Source organism: Streptomyces sp. NPDC024698 (genome assembly GCF_055559015.1).
The window spans coordinates 340576-359308 of the sequence record NZ_JBVHLK010000004.1; the positions used below are offsets into that span (position 1 = coordinate 340576).

Genomic DNA, 18733 nt, shown 5'->3' on the forward strand with positions numbered 1-18733 from the left:
GATGAGTTGCCGCCATGAAGCCGCCGGCGCACGGTCACCGGGCTACGGATCCGTCAGGAGACCCGCAGTCCGGATTGCGCCAACGTCGTTGCTCGATGGCGTGATCGACGCTACTCGCCAACATCGGCTGGCGAAGCGACTATTCACTCGACTGGATGGCATATTCCATGGGGGTCTTCCCCGCTGGGGCGGCGACAGTGTAGGGTCCGGCCACTCATCGGCGGAGGCGCCCCCGTGAGGCCGCCTCCGCGCCGATCAGCGCGCGTAATCCTTCGCGATGTCCGCGATGAACTGCCGCGACTGCTCCACGTTCAGGGCCTGGGCCCGCAGGTGCTCGTACATCACGCTGTACTTCTGGACGTCGTTCGCCTTCTCCAGATACAGGTCGCTGGTCACGCCCTCGATGTAGACGACGCTGGAGTCGGCCGCGTCGGGGAACTCCAGGATCGCGTACTGGCCGTTGAGACCCGGGTGCGCGCCCATGTCGAAGGGGATCACCTGCACGGTGACGTGCGGGAGTTGGGACTGCTCGACGAGGTGTTCCAGCTGCTCGCGCATCAGCGAGCGGTTGCCCACGGCGCGGCGCAGGGCGGACTCGTCGAGGACGGTCCACAGGCGCAGCGGGTTGTCGGGGGCGGAGATTCGTTCCTGCCGCTTCATCCGCACCTGGACGCGCTTGTCGATGTCGGCGGGCGCGGTCTCCGGCAGTGCCCCCGCGATCAGGGCCTCGGCGTACTGCCGGGTCTGGAGCAGGCCGGGGACGACCTGGGGGTCGTACACCCGCAGGCTCGCCGCGTCGGTCTCCAGACCGATGTAGACGCTGTACGGGATGTCGCCGAAGGAGTGCCACCAGCCCTGCTGGCGCGAGTCCTTGGCCATCTGCATCAGCGAGTCGACGATCCGGTGGTCCTCGACCTCGTAGACCCCGCACAGATCGCGGACGTCGCGCTGGCTGATACTGCGTCTGCCGTTCTCCAGCCGGCTGATCTTCGACTGCGAGACGAGGAGACGCTCGGCGACCTCTTCGGCCGTCATGCCCTTGAGTTCGCGGAGCCGCCGAAGCTCCTGGCCCAGCCGGCGTCGCCGGACGGTGGGATTGACACTTGACGCCACGGGACGTGCACCTCCGGCTGCGGGCCTGTACTTTGCGTATCTGCTGTTGAGCAGATTGCCACCAAGGTGCTTTCTACCGCTGGGAAACGGCGTATATGCGCAGGGTGGGCGCAAGTTCGCGGAATCTGCGTGTATACGCGGCCATGGGGCGTCGTTCCGGACCTCGCGAACTCCCGTGAAGGACCGCGGAGATCACCGCCGGCGCCCGGGTCGGACGCGGACGGGTGCGCTCTCCCCGCGGGGCCTGGCCCGCTCGCGGACGGTCCTCTCCTCGGATGCGGTCGCGCGGGGCGCCGGGGCCGTGTCGTCGTCCGGACGTACGGTCCCAGCCGCCCCGCGCGAACCTGCGGCTCCCGAACCGGATCATGGGGACTGCGGTGCGGCGCTGGCTTTCTCATGGCGGTGCTGGTGGTGCTGGTGGTGCCTGTACCGGCGGCGTGGGCGGCGGGCGTGCTGTTCGCCGCGGATGCTGCCGGTGGTGCCTGAAGCGGGCCCTCGGGGCCCGCGGCTCAGTGCGCCACGGCGCGCGCCATCGAACCATGGCGCGGTTGCGCCGGAACACCGCGCGCGGTCTCCGGTGCGGACCTGACTCCGGCGGTGGCCGGACGGCCTGCCGGTGGTGCCGGGTTGCGGCGCGGCTGTGCGGCCACACCGCTCTGGACGTCCATCACGGCGTGCGCCACGAGTCCGCCCATGGGGTCGTGCCTGATCAGGTCCCGCAGCCGGGACCGGGACGATCGTCCCTCGTTCCCCGGATACAGGTGCTTGCCGAGACCGACCGCGTGGGCCAGAGCGGCGAGCGCCGCGGTCCGCGGATCCGGCGGTACGCCGGTGCGGATCGCGTTGTCCAGCCGGGTTCGGATCTCCCGGCTGATGTCCGTGTCCGTCGCTTGGTAGCGAGTCGTCGGAAGCACCCCGCACATCTGGCCGGCCACGGCATGGACCATGCCGCACCTCTCCAGATGCGAGAGGTAGGTCTGACGGAGCCCCAGGCGGGGTCCGCCGATCCAGTTGACCGCGCGTACGGGTGCCCCGCGGCGGCGAAGGAGTTCCAACGCACAGTCCAGTGTTGGATCTCCGGTCGGCCGTGGCACCACCACGGCGATACGATCCCCGTCTGGGGCTATCCGTCCGGCCAGCGCCAGCTCCACTAGCTGCGCTCCGGCCAGACCGAGGTCGAGCGACTGCGGCTGCGCGGTGGTACCCGTGGTCGGGTCCAACGCCAGCAGCAGAAGCTCCTCCGGAATTGTTCTGCGGCTCTTGCCCATCCATGCCTCCCCGCGTGGATGAATGACAGGGTGACCCCTCTCACATTGGTCTGTCGAGAGCGCGTGACCGGAATATGAGGGAACCGGCAGGTATGTCGTTCTCGTCTACCGCATGGGTCGAGCCCTGGCACAGGACACTGGTACATGGTTCGGACAGCGGTGTCCGGGCGGCGGTTCAAGGGTTTGACGGTTCGTTTTCGGCGCGCGGAGGGCGCGCGCCGCATGGAGGAGGCATCGGTGGCGGGCGAGTCCCCCGACAGGTCGAAGCAGCACGAGTCGTCGGCGTCGTCGGCAGAAGCGACGCCGGAGGCCCCGGCGTCGGTTCCGAGTCCGGCGCGGGCGGCCGCGCCGGCGTCGACGTCGACCCGGAGCCCGGCTCCGGCCGACCCCCGGATGGCGATGGCCCGCGAGCGGGCCGCCACGGTACGGGTGGATCAGGCGACGGCGGTGTTCTCGACGAAGGCGCTGTCGGGTGAGGCGGCCCCCAAGGCGGACGCCCCCCGTACGGCGGAGCCGGAGCGTGTCTCCGAGTCCGCCGAAGGCGACGGCGCGTCCGGGGGCAAGAACGCCGAGGGCGACACCCGGCTGCGCGCCGCGGTCGCCGCGTGGGTCGCCGGATCGGACGAGCCGGACTCGGCCGACGCCGACACCGAGAGCGGCACCGACGCGGGCTCCGGCGCCGACGCGGGCTCCGAGGGCCGCGACGGGGCCACGGACGAGGCCGACGCCACCGACGGTGACCCGGACGGTTCCGACGCCGACACGGACGGCACGGAGGCTGACGCCGCCGATGCCGATGCCGACGCCAGGGCTGACGCCGACGTCGACGGTGAGCCCGCCGATGAGCCGGGTGCCTCCGAGTCCTCGGAGGCCTCCGCGACGGACGAGAGCGCTCCGGAGGGGTCCGACGCGTCACACGAGGCGTCCGGCACGGACGGGGAGACCACCGAACCCGCCTCCGGTCCCGACTCCGACGCGTCCACCGACACCGACACCGAGGCGTCCGCCGACTCTGACGAGGACGACCCCGAGTCCGGGGACGAGCCGCAGGACGCCGCGCCCGAGGACAAGCCCGTAGCCGCCCCCGTAGCCACCCCCGAGGGCCGTTCCGACGGCGTCGGGGGCTCCGAGCCCACCGACGAGCCCGTGGACGCCCCGACGGACGAACCCGCGGACGCGGAGCCCACCGGCGCCACGCCCGAAGAGACCTCCGGCGCCACGTCCGACGAGCCCTCCGACGCGGTGACCGACGAGACCTCGGACACCGATGCCGACGAGGCCCCCGCCCCCGAGCGCCGCGTCGATCAGCCCACCGCCGTCTTCAAGACCCCGCGGCGCCCGGCCGTGGACCAGCCCACCACGATGCTCAAGCTGGGCGGCGCCGCCCGGAAGCCGGCCGACGAGAAGCCCACGGCCGGACCGACGGACGCGCCCACGGACAAGTCCGCGGACAAGCGCACCGACAAGCCCGCCGGCCAGGACACCGACGAGCCCGGTGCCAAGCCCGCGGGCACCCCGGTGCGCACCAGCAAGTTCGTCCCCCTCAACCGGCTCGACGACTTCCCGCCGGCGCGCTCGAAGCCCGCCCCCGAGCCCGCCGCGAAGCCCGAGCCCGCCGCGAAGCCCGAGCCGGCGGCGAAGCCCGCCGCCGCGAAGGCCGCCCCCGCCCCCGCCGCGCCGAAGCGCCCCGCCGCGCCGACGCCCGCCCCCAAGCACGTCGACCGGCCCGCGGCGGCCACCGCGGCCATCCCGCAGGTCGGCCCGGAGCGCACCACACAGCTGCCGCTTCCGCCGAAGCCCCCGCTGGACCTGCTCGCCGAGCTGACGAACACGCCGCCGCCGCCGCAGACCCCGGTCCGCACCCTGGTGCGGCGGGTCAAGATCTGGACCCCGCTGGTCCTCCTGCTCGCGGTGATCTTTGCAGTCGCGCAGGCCTTCCGTCCGTTGCCGACCCCGGCCCTCGCGCTGAGCGCCGACAGCACGTACACCTTCGGCGGCGGCACCCTCGACCTGCCCTGGCCCGGTCAGGGCCAGTCCGCGATCGAGGTGGACGGCGTGGGCAGCCTCGGGACCGACGGCAAGCAGACCCCGTCCCCCACGGCGAGCGTCGCCAAGATCATGACGGCGTACGTGATCCTTCAGGAGCACCCGCTCAAGGGGAACGAGGACGGCGAGAAGATCACCGTCGACCAGCAGGCCGAGGACGAGTCGAAGCTGCCGGACGAGTCGACGGCGGCGATGTCGAAGGGCCAGCAGTTCACCGAGCGCCAGATGCTCCAGATGCTGATGATCCCCTCGGGCAACAACGTGGCGCGGCTGCTCGCCCGCTGGGACTCCGACAGCAAGACGTTCGTCACCAAGATGAACGCCGCGGCCAAGGACCTCGGCATGACGAACACCACGTACACCGACCCGAGCGGTCTCCAGAAGACAACGGTCAGCACGGCCACCGACCAGATCAAGCTGGCCAAGCAGGTCATGAAGAACGACGTCTTCCGCAGCATCGTCGGAATGGCCAGCGCCAAGATCCCGGGCCTGGCCAACCCGATCTACAACAACAACGACCTGCTGGTCCAGCAGGTCGGCGTGATCGGTCTGAAGACCGGTTCGTCGACGCCCGCGGGCGGCAACCTGGTGTGGGCCGCGACCAAGGTCGTGGACGGCAGGACACAGACGATCTACGGCGCGGTGATGAACCAGAACGCCGGTACCGGCAAGGTCTGGGACAGCCTCCACCTGGCGCTGGTCAACAGCCAGAAGCTGATCGACAAGGTCCAGAAGAGCCTGGTCACCGCCATGGTGGTGAAGAAGGGCCAGGTCGTCGGGTACGTGGACGACCAGCTCGGCGGCCGGACCCCGGTCGTCGCCACCAAGAACATGACGGCGATCGGCTGGCCGGGCCTGAAGACCCGGCTGAGCATCGGCCAGGGCACCTCGCCCGTGCCGCACACCGGCAAGGCCGGCACGGTCGTCGGCGAGCTGAGGGTCGGCGACGGGTCCAGCGAGGCCGTGCGGATCCCCGTGGCGCTCCGGTCGGACCTCGCCGAGCCCGGCTTCGGCGCGAAGCTGACCCGCGTCGGCTGAGCCGCCGCGCACACCGGTGACGTACGCGCGCACGCACCGGTGACGTACGGCGGGCCACGTCACCCGCACCGCACTCCGCCGGACGGTGCCCCACACGGGGGCCGTCCGGCGGAGTGCGTGCTAGCGTCGCGCTCATCGGGGCTGCTCGCGAGCCGCGGGTCCCGGCCCAGAACGGACCACGGGACAGCGGGAGAACCTTGCAGTGGCGACAGCGGAGCCGACACACGCCGACGACGCGGACGCGGGCCAGGGAACGGGCCCGCGAATACCGCTGCACGCGGGCACCCGCGAGGCCGTCCGTGACGTAGGAGCGGACGCGGACCCGGGCGATGACCCCGCCGGGAAGCGCGGCGGGACCGAGCCGGCGGAGCCGTCCGCGGAACCCACCGGGACGGCCGGGCCGGCCGAGGAGACGGAGTCGGCCGGGGCGGCCGAGCCCACGGAGCCGACCGGCCGCAAGCCCCTCGATCTCCTGCGCCGCTACCCCGTCCTCTCCTTCACCGTCTTCGCGGGCGTCCTCCACATCGTGTGGTTCTTCACGTTCGCGAACAGCGGTGGTGACCTCGCGGCACAGGACGCCTGGGCGGAGTTCGTCGGCCGTCACCCGGACTCGGCGTACAACCTCGCCTGGTACGGCGGTATGCACCCGGTCTCCTACAGCGTGGTGTCGCCGTATCTGATGTCGGTGCTCGGCGTCCGGACGACGATGATGATCGCCGGGACGATCTCGGCCGGTCTGCTGACGCTCATCCTCGTCCGCAGCCGAGCCGTCCGGAACCCGGTCGCCACCTCGCTCGCGGGTGTCTTCGCGCTGCTCTGCAACGCCATCTCGGGCCGGGTGACCTACGGCCTGGGCACGGCGTTCGCGCTCGGCGCGGTCGCCGTCGTCTTCTGCTGGCCCCACCGCTGGCGCTACAAACGCTGGGCGAAGGCCCTGTGCGCGGCACCGCTGGCCGCGCTCGCCACGGCCGCCTCGCCGGTCGCCGGACTCTTCGTGGGTCTGCTGGCCGCGGCCATGTTCCTCCAGAAGCGCCGCCCCGGTGCCTACGCCCTCGGCATCGCCCCGACGGTCGTGGTCGGGCTCTCGGCCCTGCTGTTCCCCTTCTCGGGCACCCAGCCGATGACCTTCTTCTCGGTCCTCCTGCCGTTCGGGTCCGCCGCCGCGGTGTACTTCCTGGTCCCCAAGGAGTGGACGACCGTACGGATCACGGCGGGGGTCTACGGCCTCTCCGTGCTCCTCGTCTGGCTCATCAGCTCCCAGATCGGCTCGAACATCACGCGCCTGGCGATGCTCTTCGCCGGTGTCGCCCTGATCGCCGCGCTGCCCTTCACGGTCCCGAAGTCACGCCGGTGGTACGGCATCGTCCTGTCCTTCGCCGTGTTCACCGGATGGATCGGCGTCAAGACGGTCGACGACATCGTGCACACGACCCCCGCGGCCTCCTGGGCGCGCGAGCTGGCCCCGCTCGTCCACCAGCTCCAGCTGGCGGACGCCGAGAAGGGCCGCGTCGAGGTGGTCCCCGCCCGCTCGCACCGCGAGGCGTCCGCCCTCGCCCCGTACGTGAACCTCGCCCGGGGCTGGAACCGGCAGGCCGACATGGAGCGCAACCCGCTCTTCTACGACGACACGCTCAACTCCGCGAACTACCACGAGTGGCTCCAGCGCTGGGCCATCCGCTACGTCGTGCTGCCCAAGGGTGAACCGGACGGCGACGGCGGCCAGCGTGAGCGCGAGCTCGTCCAGCGGGGCATGCCCTATCTCCGGCAGATCTGGGGCGACGCCAACTGGCAGCTCTTCACCGTCACCGACCCCACGCCGCTCGCCGAGCCGCACGCCGTCGTCGACCTGGCCGAGCAGGGCGAGATGACGATCGAGGTGAAGGAGGCGGGCCGCATCCTCATCCGCATCCCGTACTCGCCGTGGCTGAGCGTCGTCGACGAGAAGGGCAAGAGCCTCAAGGCGCCCCAGGAGACGAAGGCCTCCAAGCACCGCCCGAACGGCACCCCGAGGACGTACGACAACCTCAACGGCTGTCTGATGCCGACGGAGGAGACCGCGGCGGGCGACATCTGGACGGAGCTGCTCGCCCCGAAGCCGGGCACCTACCGGCTCGCGGCCCCCTACCAGCTCCCCAGGGGAACCCCGTGCCCGGAGGAGCTCCGCTGAGCCCCGGGCCCCGCCGACCCTAGAACCGCTCGAACGGACCGCAGTACGGCAGGCCGGAGTCCTCGGGCCTGGCGTCGCGGAAGAAGCGGACGAGCAGATCGCAGAAGTCCTGGGGCCGCTGGAGATGGGCCAGATGGCCGCACTCCGCGATCGTGGTGAACCAGGCGCCCGGCAGGTCCGCCGCCACCGAGCGGACCATGTCGGGCGTGGTCAGCGTGTCGTGCTCGCCGGTGAACACGAGGTACGGGACGGCGGGCACGGGCGCCCGCCGGTACCACTCGTGGGCCAGCAGCCGCCGGTTCCGCTCGACGGTCACGGTGACGGCGTGCTCGCTCTGCGCCGCGAACTGCTGGTACATCAGCCGGGTCAGGGCCGCGTGCTTGCGGACGGTGCGGTCGCCGGGCGGCGGCACGAAGCACCGTACGAACTCCTCGGCGGTCTCCTCCACGCGGCCCTGCTCCAGGAGCCCGATCCATCCCACGAGCGCCTCGGCGAACCAGCGCGGGATGTGGTCCGACATGCCCTGCACGGCGATCCTGCGCAGCAGATGCGGATACCGCTGGGCGAGCCGGAGTCCCACCGCCCCGCCGTAGCAGCCCGCGTACAGGTTCACCGGGCCGAGCCCCAGCTCGCGCAGCAGATGGCCCGCGCACTCGGCCAGAAAGCCGATCCCGTGCTCGGCGGGCAGGAAGTCCGCGTCCCCGAACCCGGGCAGATCCACCGTGACGATCGTCCCGAGCTCACCGAGCCAGCGCTCGTGCCGCATCCACGAGTACCGCGTCTGGTCGGACCCCCCGAGCACCAGCAGCGGCTCGGTGACGGGGGAGCCGTGCCGGGCGACCCGGGCGGTGTACCCGTAGCCCTCCCACGAGAGCCGGTACTCCGCCACTTCCGTGGATGCCCCGCCTCCCGGCACCGGGGCGAGAACAGGGACCGAGGAAGCGACAGAAGGCACAGCGAACTCCCGAGAGGGACGAGACCACCGAAACTCCCAACTCGTACACGGCTCCCGGGTGCGGTGCCCGCAATGTCACACGAAGGTGGGCGCTGCATCACACGAAGGTGGGCGTTGCGCGGCAGCCGCGCAACGCCCTCGCCTCCTGTCACCCGGCGGTGCGGCCGGGGGAGCCCGTCACCTCACCGGGAACGCCACGTCGCACACCGGGTCCCCGGGGCCGGCCGCGTCCCAGTCGGCGAAGTAGATCTCCCGGCAGGGCCCGTCGACGGACAGCCCCCGCTCGCCGACCCAGGCCTCGACCGCCTCGAACGCGGCGAGGATCTGCGGGTGGGCCACCTGGGCCTTGGTGATGCGGACGAAGGCGATGCTCCGGGCCGGCTCGACGCGCACCGTGGCCCCGGTGGCCCGGCCCTGCCGCTCCGCCCAGGCCCGTGCCGCGGCCTCGTCGGCGACCGGCACGCACGCTTCCGCCGGGCCGTCGCTCTCCATGCTGACCTCGGCGTGGTAGACGACGAACGGCGGTCCGGAGACGCCCCCGGCCTCGCCCGCGCCCTCCTCCAGCCGTCCCAGCGAGCCGGGGATCCACACCGGCAGCTCGGGCGCCAGGACGTGCCGCTTCTCGCTCAGCACGACCTGCTCGGGCACCTCGGCCCTCTCGACGGCGAACTTCTCGTACATCTCGGAACTCCTCCCGGAAAGACGTCCACGGAGGTAACCGGCGAGCGCCCGCTGCGAGGCGAACCGGGCCTCGGCGCCGTCCCAGTACGCGGCGAGCAGCGAGGCCGCCCGCGGACCGGGCGCCTCCACCACGTCCGCGATCCGCGCCAGCGGCATGTCCAGCTGGCGCAGCAGCGCGACGAGCCGGGCCCGTTCGGTCTGCTCGGCACGGTAGTAGCGGTAGCCGCTGACCTCGTCGACATGCGCCGGGGTCAGCAGACCCAGCCGGTCGTACAGCCGCAGCGCCTTCGCCGAGAGCCGCGCCCGCGAGGCGAACGCGCCGATGGTGAGCAGGTCCTCGTCCACCCTGTCATCCTCCGTCACCGGGCGCCTTCCGCCCGGTGACAGGGACGCTCCCCCTTGCCCCAGGGGCAAGGTCAACAGCTGTTCAGCCGATGGCCTTCTCGACCGCGGAGACCAGCTCCGCCGCCTCCGGCTCGGTCTGCGGCGAGAAGCGGCCGACGACCGTGCCGTCGCGCCCGATCAGGAACTTCTCGAAGTTCCAGCGGATGTCGCCGGAGTGGCCCTCGGCGTCGGCGGTGCCCGTCAGACGCTCGTACAGGCCGTGCCGCGCGTCACCGTTCACCTCGACCTTCTCGGTCATCGGGAAGGTCACGCCGTAGGTCGCGGAGCAGAACTCGGCGATCTCCTCGGAGCTGCCGGGCTCCTGGCCGAGGAACTGGTTGCAGGGCACGCCGAGGACGGTGAAGCCCTGGTCGGCGTAGCGCGCGTGCAGCCGCTCAAGACCCGCGTACTGGGGGGTCAGTCCGCACTTGGAGGCCACGTTCACGATGAGGACGGCCTTGCCCGCGTACTGGGACAGGTCGGCGGAACCCCCCTGGAGGGCCCCGATCTCGATGGCGAGGACAGAGGAACCGGTGTTGTCAGTAGTCATAAACGGATGCTAACTCCGGTAGGCGGCGCCCCCGCCGGTCCCAGGGGACCGCCGGTCGCGCTGCGCTGTGACAAGCACCTCACCGGCGGCCGTCCGCGAGTACAGCACCGACCGTCCCGCCCGCCGCCGCTCCACGAGCCGCGCGTCGAGGAGCACCCGCAGATGCCGGCCGACCGACCCGAGCCCCTGCCCGGTCACGGCGACCAGCTGACTGGTGGACAGCGGCGAGTCGAGGCGGACCAGGACCCCGGCCCTGGCCGTCCCGAGCAGCGCCCCGAGACTCTCCGGGACCACCGCGCCCCCCGCGTCGGCCAGCGCCCCCGAGCACGGGTAGACCACGGCGTAGCGGCGGGACTCCTCCCAGGACACCCATCCGGCGGTCGGTGTGACGGGCACGAAGAGGAGCTGGGCGCCGGAGATCTCGCGCGGCGGGTACTCGTGCAGGTTGACCTGGAGCCGGTTGCCGCCGAGCCAGCGCGTCCCGGGCCGCAGCCCGTCCAGCGCCGCCGCCCAGCCGCCCTGGCCCAGCCGCGCGGTCCGCGCCACCACGTCGGCCTCCAGGATCCGCCGCCGCCGCTCCCAGTCGGGGCGTACGGACTCCTCCCAGACGGCGGTGAGCAGCGCGGCGGCCCGCCCGGGCAGATCGTCGCGGTCCGCGAGCGCGGCGGGCAGCGGGCCGCCCACCGCGCGGACGAGATGGCCGCGGGCCTCCACGGGCGGGACCTCCCGCACCCGGGCGACCTCGGTCTCGAAGGTCTCGTCGCCGTACGGGGCCGGGGTGAGGAAGTCGGCGATCCACTCCCGTCCGAGGCCGCAGCGCACGAGCAGAGCGGTGACCGGGTCGGCGGCCAGCCGCCCGCGGTACGCCGGCAGGTGGGCGTCCAGCCAGGCGCGTTCACCGGGGTGCGCGGCGGTGCCGACGTGCAGCAGCTTCAGCGCGGCGAACGTCTCGGCGAGCGGCGACAGGACGAAGCGGCTTCCGGCCAGGGTGTCGGCGTTCACCTGCCACCAGCCCATGTCGGCCCCCGCCCTCGCTTCTTTGTCCCCGTCCCTGCCCGGTTTGCCTGTCCCCGGGCCGTCGGCTTCCCGTCCCCGCCCGGCTTTCCCGTTTCCGGACCGCCCGCTTCCCGTCTCAGGACCGCCCGCTTCCCCGGAGTGTCCCCGGACGTTTCGCCGCTGTGCGAAACACTATCGGCCGCCCGTACGAGCCCACAGACTCCGCGGATGCGCAGCTACTCCGAGCTCTTCCGCACGCGGGAGTTCACCCCGCTCTTCCTGTCCTCCTGCCTTCGCACCACCGCCTCCACGGTGAGCGGTCTGGCCCTCGGCACCCTCGTGTACCGGGCGACCGGCTCGCCGCTGCTCACCGCGCTGAGCATGTTCGGCCCCTCGCTCGTCCAGCTGATCGGCGCTGCCACCCTGCTCTCGGCCGCCGACCGACTGCCCCCGCGCGCCACGGTGGCGGGCATCGCGTTCCTCTTCGGGCTCGGCACGGCGGCCATGGCGATCCCCGGTCTCCCGGTCCCGGCGGTCTTCGCGCTGCTCCTGTTCCTCGGCCTCGTCCAGTCCTTCGGCGGCGGGGTCCTGTGGGGCCTGCTGACCGAGATCCTCGCCAAGGAGGGCTACCTGCTGGGGCGTTCGGTGTTCAACATGATGAGCGGGATCGCCCAGATCGCCGGGTACGCGACCGGTGGCGTCCTGGTGGCCCTGCTGTCCCCGCGCGCCACCCTCCTGCTGGCGGCCGGGCTGTATCTGGCGGCCGCCCTGACCGCCCGGCTCGGCCTGACCCCCCGGGCGCCCCGGGTCCTCGGCCGTCCGTCCGTCGCCCGGACCTGGCACGCCAACGCCCGCCTCTTCTCCTCGCCGGAGCGCCGCACCCTCTATCTCGCGCTCTGGGTGCCGAACGGCCTGGTCGTGGGCTGTGAATCGCTGTACGTGTCGTACGCGCCGAGCAGGGCCGGCGTCCTGTTCGCCTTCGCGGCCCTCGGCATGTTCGCCGGGGACGTGACGACCGGACGCCTGCTGCCGCCCCGGATCCGTGCCCGCCTGGGCGTCCCGTTCCTGCTGCTGCTCGCGACGCCGTACCTCTTCTTCGTCCTGCGTCCGGGCGTGGCCGTGGCGGCCGCCCTCGCCGCTCTCGCCTCGGTCGGCTTCGGGGCGAGCCTGATCCAGCAGGAGCGCCTGGTGGCCCTGATCCCCGACGAACTCAGCGGCCACGCGCTCGGCCTCCACACGGCGGGCATGGTCACCCTCCAGGGGGTGAGCGCGGCACTGGCGGGCGGGATCGCCCAACTCGCCTCGCCCGCGACGGCGATGACGGTGATGGCGGCCGCCTCGGTCGCCGTCACGCTGACCCTGGCCCCCGCGCTGCTCCGCCACCGCACCGCGTCCCCGGACGGTCAACGTCCGGAGCCGTCCGCACCACGGGGACGGCAATCGGAGATGAACTCTCCCTGAATCAGGCCAAGTTGTACGACAGGGATGACAACTCCCCATCCCTCAGGGGTGTCGAACGGGATGCCTGGACGCGCATGTCCACTTCGCAGGTGCGGCGCGCACGTCCGGCACCCACGGCTCCGGAACGGCGAGCAGGCCGGGACCGCCGGGGCCGCACCGACCCACGAGGGGGAACCATGTCCAGTCGTCGCACCACCGTCCGTCCGAGCGTGCTGGCGCTCGTCGCCGCCACGGCCGCCGTGTCCGCCGCGGTCGTGGCCCCGACGGCGCACGCCGCGAGCGCCGGGAGCGCCACCGTGCACTCCACGGGCCAGAAGCTCTACTACACGGCCGCCGCCGGCCAGACGAACCACCTGAAGATCTCCTGGGCTCTCGGCGCGACCGACCCCGACTCCCAACTCGCCGACTACATCTACACGTTCGACGACACGGTGCGGATCTCCCTCGGCGCGGGCTGTGTCCGCCCCGCCTCGGGCGACACCACCCAGGCGGTCTGCACGGTCACCGAGCCGAACACCTCCGCCTCCGACCTCGACACCCTGATCGTCAGCCTCGGCGACGGCAACGACACCGCGACGGTCGACCCCGACAACCACGGGTACTCCCGCATCTACGGCGGGACAGGCAACGACACCCTCACCGGCCACGGCCGTGACGTCCTCTACGGCCAGGACGGCAACGACCACCTGTCCGGAGGAGGCGGCGTCTACGGCGAGGGCGCCTTCGGCGGCGCCGGCAACGACACCCTCACCTCCTGCGGCTACACCTGCCACGGCGGCCCCGGCAACGACGTCCTGAGCGGCGGGGTGAGCGAGGCCGACGGCAGCTATGTCGACCAGGACAACAGCCTCTACGGCGACGACGGGAACGACACGATCCACGGCAACGCGGGCGCCGACCTGATCCAGGGCGGGCGCGGCGACGACCGCCTCTACGGCGACGCGGGCAACGACAGGATCTACGGCAACAGCGGCAACGACCTCCTCCACGGAGGCCCCGGCACGGACACCCTCTCGGGCGGCCCGGGAACGGACCGCGTCTACTCGTACTGAGAACGGTGGACGGAGCGCCCGCCGTGAGCGTACGGGGCTCTCGGCGGGCGCCGGTGTGCCTCCGCACGCTCTGTCCGGCGTGGCTCGGCGGGTGGAACGATCCCGGTGTCCGGTACCGGCGGGAGGCACGCCTTCGGCCGCCGTGGAGATGTGAGCGGCGGCGGGTGCCTGTTTGCTGGTCCGAGAGCGGCGTCACCACTACGAGCAACAGGGAGCCGGACATGGCAATCGTGATGTCGATGCACTGGGCGGAAGCCACGCCGGAGCAGTACGACACGGTGCGGGACGCCGTCGGGTGGGAGGAGATCCCGGGGGCCGGCGGACAGGTGCACGTGGCCTGGTTCGATCAGCAGGGCCTGCACGTCACCGACGTCTGGGAGTCCCGGCAGGCGTTCGAGTCCTTCTTCGCCGAGCGGCTCGCCCCCGCGATCCAGAAGGCGGGCCTGACCGGCGAACCCGCCCTGTCCTTCAACCCGCTCCACCGCCGCTACATCGCCCCGGACATCAGCGGCGCCGCCTAGGGCCTGTCTGACCTCCCGTCTGCCCGGCGACGCCTGGCACGGCGAGGGGCGAGACCGTCGGCCGATGCGGTGACGGCGGTAGGGCACGTGGTTCACCATGGGGTGTGCGATTCGATTCTGTTCCCATGCCTGCCGCCGTCGAGGTCCGGCCTCGTGACAGTCGTGGGTACCCCGTGCCCGCCATCACCCCGTGGGAGAGCGACGAGCCCCGGTTCGCGCTCACCGACTACGGACGCAGCGCCGAGTGCGCGCGCCGGCGCCTGTGTTCGGTGTGCGACACCCTGATGCCCAAGGGGCCGGTGTGGCGGGTGGTCGGCGCCGCGGAGAGCGCCGCGATCGGCGACGCGCTGGCCGCCGGGCGGCCGTACCGCAACATGGCGGCGACCCTGGAGGCCCCGGGGCACCGCGCGTGCATGCTCTACGCCTCGATGGTCTGCCCGTATCTGGCGCGGCCCAACGCGCGCCGAGGGCTGACGGCGGAAACCCCGGACGGCATGACCGCGCATGTCGTCCGGGGTGCCGTCCGTGGGGAGATGGGCGCCGTGGTCGGCTACGGCGACTACGAGTTCGCGGTCACCAAGACCCAGGTCCTGTTCCGCTTCCTCGACGTGGTCGAGTACCTGCCGCACGACACGGCCGACCAGCACCTGCCCGAGCTCCGGGCCGAACTGGCCCGCTCCGAGGGCCGGCCGGGCGGTGCTCAGCCGCGGTAGGCGGGCAGGCCCTTGTGGGAGGAGGCCTTGACGGGCGCTCCGAATCCGTGGCTCGTCTTCGTGATGGTGTAGACGCCGTTCGGGGCGCGGAAGGCGATGGTCCTGCCGTTCGGCGACCAGGCGGGCTCGGTGTAGTCGGTGGTGGCGTGGGGGGTGACGTCCTTGACGGCCGGGGCGGAGCCGCCGAAGTCCTCGACGAAGAGGTGGTCGTGTCCGTGGACGGAGCGGACGAAGACGACTTCCTCGTCGTCGGGGGAGAGCGCGGGCTCGGACCCCTTGGCCAGTGCGTGGCCCTGCTGCCGCAGGTAGTCGTCGCGGATGTAGACCTCGCCGTTGTGGGTGTTCTCGTAGACGGCCGTGCCGTAGCCGCCGCCGGCGTTCGGCCAGGTGTTGTCGCTCTGCGGGAGGCCGCTCTCGCCCGGTTCGTTGTTCAGGCTGATCCTGGCCGGCCGCCCGTGGTTGCTGGTGGCCTTGACGCTCTCCAGCACGGTCCTGCCGTGGATCTTGGCCGAGAAGATCAGGTTGTTCTTCGCGGGGATCTGGTTCTGCCGGTCGGCGGCCGCCACCTGCCAGGTGGGGTGGGACCAGGTCTGCCCGCCCGGGTTGACGGCGACGGTGACGCGGTGGCTGCCGTCGGGGTCGGAGACGACGAGGTTGCCGTGCCCGTCGACGAACGCGGCCTTGCTGCCGGCGGGGTTCCAGGCCAGGTCACGGACGACGGTGCCGAAGTCGATCGACCTGCCGTTCACCAGGACGTGACGCGTGCCGTCGCTGATGGTCAGTCCCCGGGGCACGGTGAGCGTATGGGCGGACGTGGCTGCGGCGACCATCGCGGCGCTGCCCTTGGCACCGCCCCCGGAAGAGGGAGCGGCCATCGCGTTGGCGGCCGCGCCGCAGAGGGCGAGCAGCGCGGCGGCTCCCGCGGTGACGACGGCTGCGGTGCTCCGACGGTTTCGAGCGGACATCGAGGTTCCCCCAGAGATGTGAACGGCGCTGCGGAGAGAGAGTCTCGCGGGAACCGCCCGCCGGGACCGGAGCCGGTCCGCTCGGCCTGCCGTCCGCCGCGATGGGGAAAGTCTTCCCGCCAAGAGCGACGGCGCTGTGCGTCCGCCGTCACAGCTGCGTAATAGCGCGCCGGTACGGCCGTCTCCCGGACCGTGTCACAAGGGGTGGGAGACAGCCGTACCGACTGCGCGACGGGGCGACGGCCCGGCCGGGCGACCGGGCGGCGGCCGAGGAGGCCGGCCGCTCGGGGGACGCCGTCGTATCCGCTCGGGTGTCCGCTCAGGTGTCTCAGCCCTTGACGCCCGTGCTCTCCAGCGTCTCGCTCACCTCGCGCTGGCTCGGGATCGCCGGGAGCGAGCCCGCCGTACTCGCCCGGCGTTCGTCGGCCACCGCGCACAGGGCACGGGCCGCGTCCGCGAAGCGGACGGCGGAGGGCGGGTCGGACGGGCCCAGCAGACGCAGCTTGAGCTCGGCGCGGGCCGTGGCGTACGGGTCCTTCGCGGGCTGCCGCACGGCCTCCAGCAGTGCGGGTACGCCGGAGGCGTCCGGAGTCAGGACGGCGCCCGCCCGGACCGTGGGGAAGGTGTCGCGGAAGTCCAGCTCGCTCAGACCGCTGGTGTTCGTGACGGCGTACGGCTTCTCGCTCGCCAGGTAGTCGGAGATGACGCTGGAGACATCGCTGATCAGCAGGTCGGCAGTGTTGAAGCAGGCGTAGACGGTCGGCCTGGCCTCGGTGACGATCTGGTGCTCCCACGCGGGGAACGAGGCCTCGCGCGCGGTCTCCCAGGCGGCCGTCGCGGCGGCCACGGCCGCGGCCCGGCCGGGTTCCGGGACGGTCTGGAGCAGCATCCGCTCGGCGTCGTCCGCGCCCGCCCGGAACGAGGCCGTGGTCAGCCGGTCCAGCTCGGCGGTGCGGGCGGCCAGTTCCGCCGCGGCGGAGGGAGCCGGCCGCTCGCCGGCGTGTTCCGTGGCACGCAGGGCGTTGGCGGCGCGGATCACCTCCTGGATCCGTACGTTGGCGGCTCCCGCCTGGGGGACGACCGAGCCGGTCAGCGGGTGCGGCTTGTACAGGAGGCGGACCTTCGGGTCGGCCAGCAGGGCGCGGACGATGTTCTCGCCGGCCTCGACGACCGAGGTGTTCCCCGGATTGCCGTCCCACCCTTCCCACGTGGGGGCGTAGAGAACCGTGGTGTACGGGCCGGCGGGCGCGCCGGTGTGCGGCTCGATCGCGTCGAGCTGCGGGCGTCCGATCTCCACGACGTCCTTGTCGTCGATGCCCACGTTCGCCAGGGCGTACCGCTCGCGCGCCGCGGGACCCGCCACCCACACCTCGTCGTACGCCTTCGCGTACGGGTTGCAGCTGGACAGCTTGTCGCTCTCGCCGTGGTTGACGAAGGCGTGCTTGATGCTCGGGATGCGCAGCACCTGTGAGGTCTTGCCCGAATTCGACGGGTGGATCAGCATCTTCAGCGTGGACTGTTCGAGCCGCATCAGGTCGGCGACCTTGGGCAGGCACACGACCGGGATGTCGGTGGACGCGATGTGCTTCATCATGAACCGCTCACGCAGCACGATCAGCGGTCGGCCCTCGAGCCGGGAGAGCGGCTCCAGCCACATGTTCGCCTGGTACGCCGAGCTCGTGCCGCCGGAGAAGTACATGCCCACCGTCGGCCGGTACTCCGCCAGCCACGCCTCGAACCACTCCAGCGCCTGATCGCCCTTCGCCGGCCTGCGGCCCGGCAGCAGCCGCAGCAGCAGCCGGCCGACGGCCGCCGACGCGAGCGCGATGGACACGGCGATGCCCGCGGCGGCCCACCAGGCCGAGTCGCCCGTCGCGGTGATCAGCAGACCGGTCATCGACGGCAGGGAGAGCGTGAGGAGCCGCTGCTCGGAGCGCTGCATCAGCAGCGCCGGGGGAGCGGGGCTCAGCCGCAGCGCCGACGCGTCGATGTTGCGGGTCAGCACGGGCAGCGTGCGGGTGCGGCGCACGACGATCGCGAGCGCCTGGCACGAGAAGTGCAGGGTGTAGAAGACCAGCAGACCGCAGAAGAGAGCCAGGTACTTCGTCTCGTAGTCCTGATCCTCGATCCGGATCAGGGCGGTCACCAGCAGCAGGTCACGGATGACCTGGCGCACGAACACGGTCGCGTGCAGCCTGCCGAGAGCGGTGGCCGTACTCCGCTGCCACCGGTGCATCGCGAAGTCCGCCGCCAGTCCCACGACCGTGGAGGCCACGAGCAGGGGAACGCTGGGAAGGAAGGCGCCCACCGCCTGCCCGGCGAACGCCACGGCGATCACCGCGGGCAGCAGGAGGCGGGCACCTGCGGCGCGCAGCCGAGGGGACACAGATGATCTTGACACTCGCGGGCTCCCGGCCACTCAAACGTCCCTGGGCGTGGGCCTGCCGACGGGCGTGACCGGGGGGATCACGGGCCGGAAGGTGAACGGTAAGGAACGTTCTTACTTCAAGGGGGTTGCCGGACTGTATCCAGTGTTGGCCGAGATTTACCTGTGAGTCTGGCTAATTTTTTCTTTACTTTCGGCTTTTCTCATCCGGGGTACCGACCGCTGCTGCGCGACCGACCGCTGCCGCGCAGAAGGGCGCGCTCCGGCGGCAGACCGGCGGGCGGGCCGGGGTACTGGGCGTGCAGCAGGACGGATTGCCGACAGCCGCACGACGACGGAGCGGCGCCGGTCCAGGAGTCTGCTGTGCGGCGGACCCGTCCTCGTTCGGTCGTCGTCACAGGCCTTTGCGCCATCGCCGCGGTGAGCCTCGGCTACCT

General features: G+C 72.0%; 14 protein-coding genes. 6 read left to right on the top strand and 8 right to left on the bottom strand.

The features are described from left to right. Nucleotides 1-255: 255 nt before the first annotated feature. Both ACZ4AA_RS12465 and ACZ4AA_RS12470 read right to left on the bottom strand, forming a co-directional pair. Entirely contained in the window at nucleotides 256-1113 is an 858-nt protein-coding gene (locus ACZ4AA_RS12465; RefSeq protein ID WP_339129937.1) for a helix-turn-helix domain-containing protein, read from the bottom strand. A gap of 509 nt (nucleotides 1114-1622) precedes the next feature. Then, on the bottom strand, nucleotides 1623-2381 hold the full coding sequence (locus ACZ4AA_RS12470) for a GOLPH3/VPS74 family protein (RefSeq protein ID WP_467599751.1): 759 nt from the start codon (nucleotides 2379-2381) through the stop codon (nucleotides 1623-1625). 222 nt (nucleotides 2382-2603) lie between these two features. Here ACZ4AA_RS12470 and ACZ4AA_RS12475 point away from each other — a divergent pair, with 222 nt between their 5' ends. Further along, the gene (locus tag ACZ4AA_RS12475; RefSeq protein WP_467599754.1) at nucleotides 2604-5465 is read left to right on the top strand and encodes a D-alanyl-D-alanine carboxypeptidase family protein; all 2862 of its coding nucleotides are present in this window, start codon (nucleotides 2604-2606) and stop codon (nucleotides 5463-5465) included. A 202-nt stretch (nucleotides 5466-5667) separates the two neighbouring features. Then, nucleotides 5668-7632, top strand: coding sequence for an MFS transporter (locus ACZ4AA_RS12480; RefSeq protein WP_467599757.1), 1965 nt, complete (start codon nucleotides 5668-5670; stop codon nucleotides 7630-7632). A gap of 19 nt (nucleotides 7633-7651) precedes the next feature. Here the strand turns inward: ACZ4AA_RS12480 and ACZ4AA_RS12485 are convergent, their stop codons facing one another. From ACZ4AA_RS12485 to ACZ4AA_RS12500, 4 genes are all read right to left on the bottom strand, one after another. Beyond that, nucleotides 7652-8587, bottom strand: a complete 936-nt coding sequence (locus ACZ4AA_RS12485; protein ID WP_467599760.1) for an alpha/beta fold hydrolase — start codon at nucleotides 8585-8587, stop codon at nucleotides 7652-7654. Nucleotides 8588-8764: 177 nt separating this feature from the next. Further along, on the bottom strand, nucleotides 8765-9613 hold the full coding sequence (locus tag ACZ4AA_RS12490) for a MerR family transcriptional regulator (protein ID WP_467599763.1): 849 nt from the start codon (nucleotides 9611-9613) through the stop codon (nucleotides 8765-8767). A gap of 82 nt (nucleotides 9614-9695) precedes the next feature. Then, on the bottom strand, nucleotides 9696-10202 hold the full coding sequence (locus ACZ4AA_RS12495; RefSeq protein ID WP_467599766.1) for a glutathione peroxidase: 507 nt from the start codon (nucleotides 10200-10202) through the stop codon (nucleotides 9696-9698). Between the two features lie 9 nt (nucleotides 10203-10211). Beyond that, nucleotides 10212-11219 (bottom strand): ArsR/SmtB family transcription factor, encoded by a 1008-nt coding sequence (locus ACZ4AA_RS12500; protein ID WP_467599769.1) that lies wholly within the window; start codon nucleotides 11217-11219, stop codon nucleotides 10212-10214. A 207-nt stretch (nucleotides 11220-11426) separates the two neighbouring features. On the opposite strand from ACZ4AA_RS12500, the gene ACZ4AA_RS12505 reads away from it, so the two are divergent. The 4 genes from ACZ4AA_RS12505 to ACZ4AA_RS12520 all read left to right on the top strand — a co-directional run bounded on the left by ACZ4AA_RS12505 (nucleotide 11427) and on the right by ACZ4AA_RS12520 (nucleotide 14945). Continuing rightward, nucleotides 11427-12659, top strand: a complete 1233-nt coding sequence (locus ACZ4AA_RS12505; RefSeq protein ID WP_467599772.1) for an MFS transporter — start codon at nucleotides 11427-11429, stop codon at nucleotides 12657-12659. Nucleotides 12660-12835: 176 nt separating this feature from the next. Beyond that, a complete protein-coding gene (locus tag ACZ4AA_RS12510; protein WP_467599775.1) occupies nucleotides 12836-13711 on the top strand; it encodes a calcium-binding protein in 876 nt (291 codons plus the stop codon). A 221-nt stretch (nucleotides 13712-13932) separates the two neighbouring features. Next, a complete protein-coding gene (locus tag ACZ4AA_RS12515; RefSeq protein WP_467599778.1) occupies nucleotides 13933-14232 on the top strand; it encodes a hypothetical protein in 300 nt (99 codons plus the stop codon). 173 nt (nucleotides 14233-14405) lie between these two features. Beyond that, nucleotides 14406-14945 (top strand): hypothetical protein, encoded by a 540-nt coding sequence (locus ACZ4AA_RS12520; RefSeq protein WP_467599781.1) that lies wholly within the window; start codon nucleotides 14406-14408, stop codon nucleotides 14943-14945. Here the strand turns inward: ACZ4AA_RS12520 and ACZ4AA_RS12525 are convergent. Together ACZ4AA_RS12525 and ACZ4AA_RS12530 are read right to left on the bottom strand one after the other, a co-directional pair. Beyond that, nucleotides 14933-15910 (bottom strand): TolB family protein, encoded by a 978-nt coding sequence (locus ACZ4AA_RS12525; protein ID WP_467599783.1) that lies wholly within the window; start codon nucleotides 15908-15910, stop codon nucleotides 14933-14935. The two genes, ACZ4AA_RS12520 and ACZ4AA_RS12525, sit on opposite strands and share 13 nt — an antisense overlap. Nucleotides 15911-16238: 328 nt before the next feature. Next, nucleotides 16239-18296: a hypothetical protein gene (locus ACZ4AA_RS12530; RefSeq protein WP_467599786.1), complete on the bottom strand. Its 2058-nt coding sequence runs from the start codon at nucleotides 18294-18296 to the stop codon at nucleotides 16239-16241. Between the last annotated feature and the right edge of the window lie 437 nt (nucleotides 18297-18733).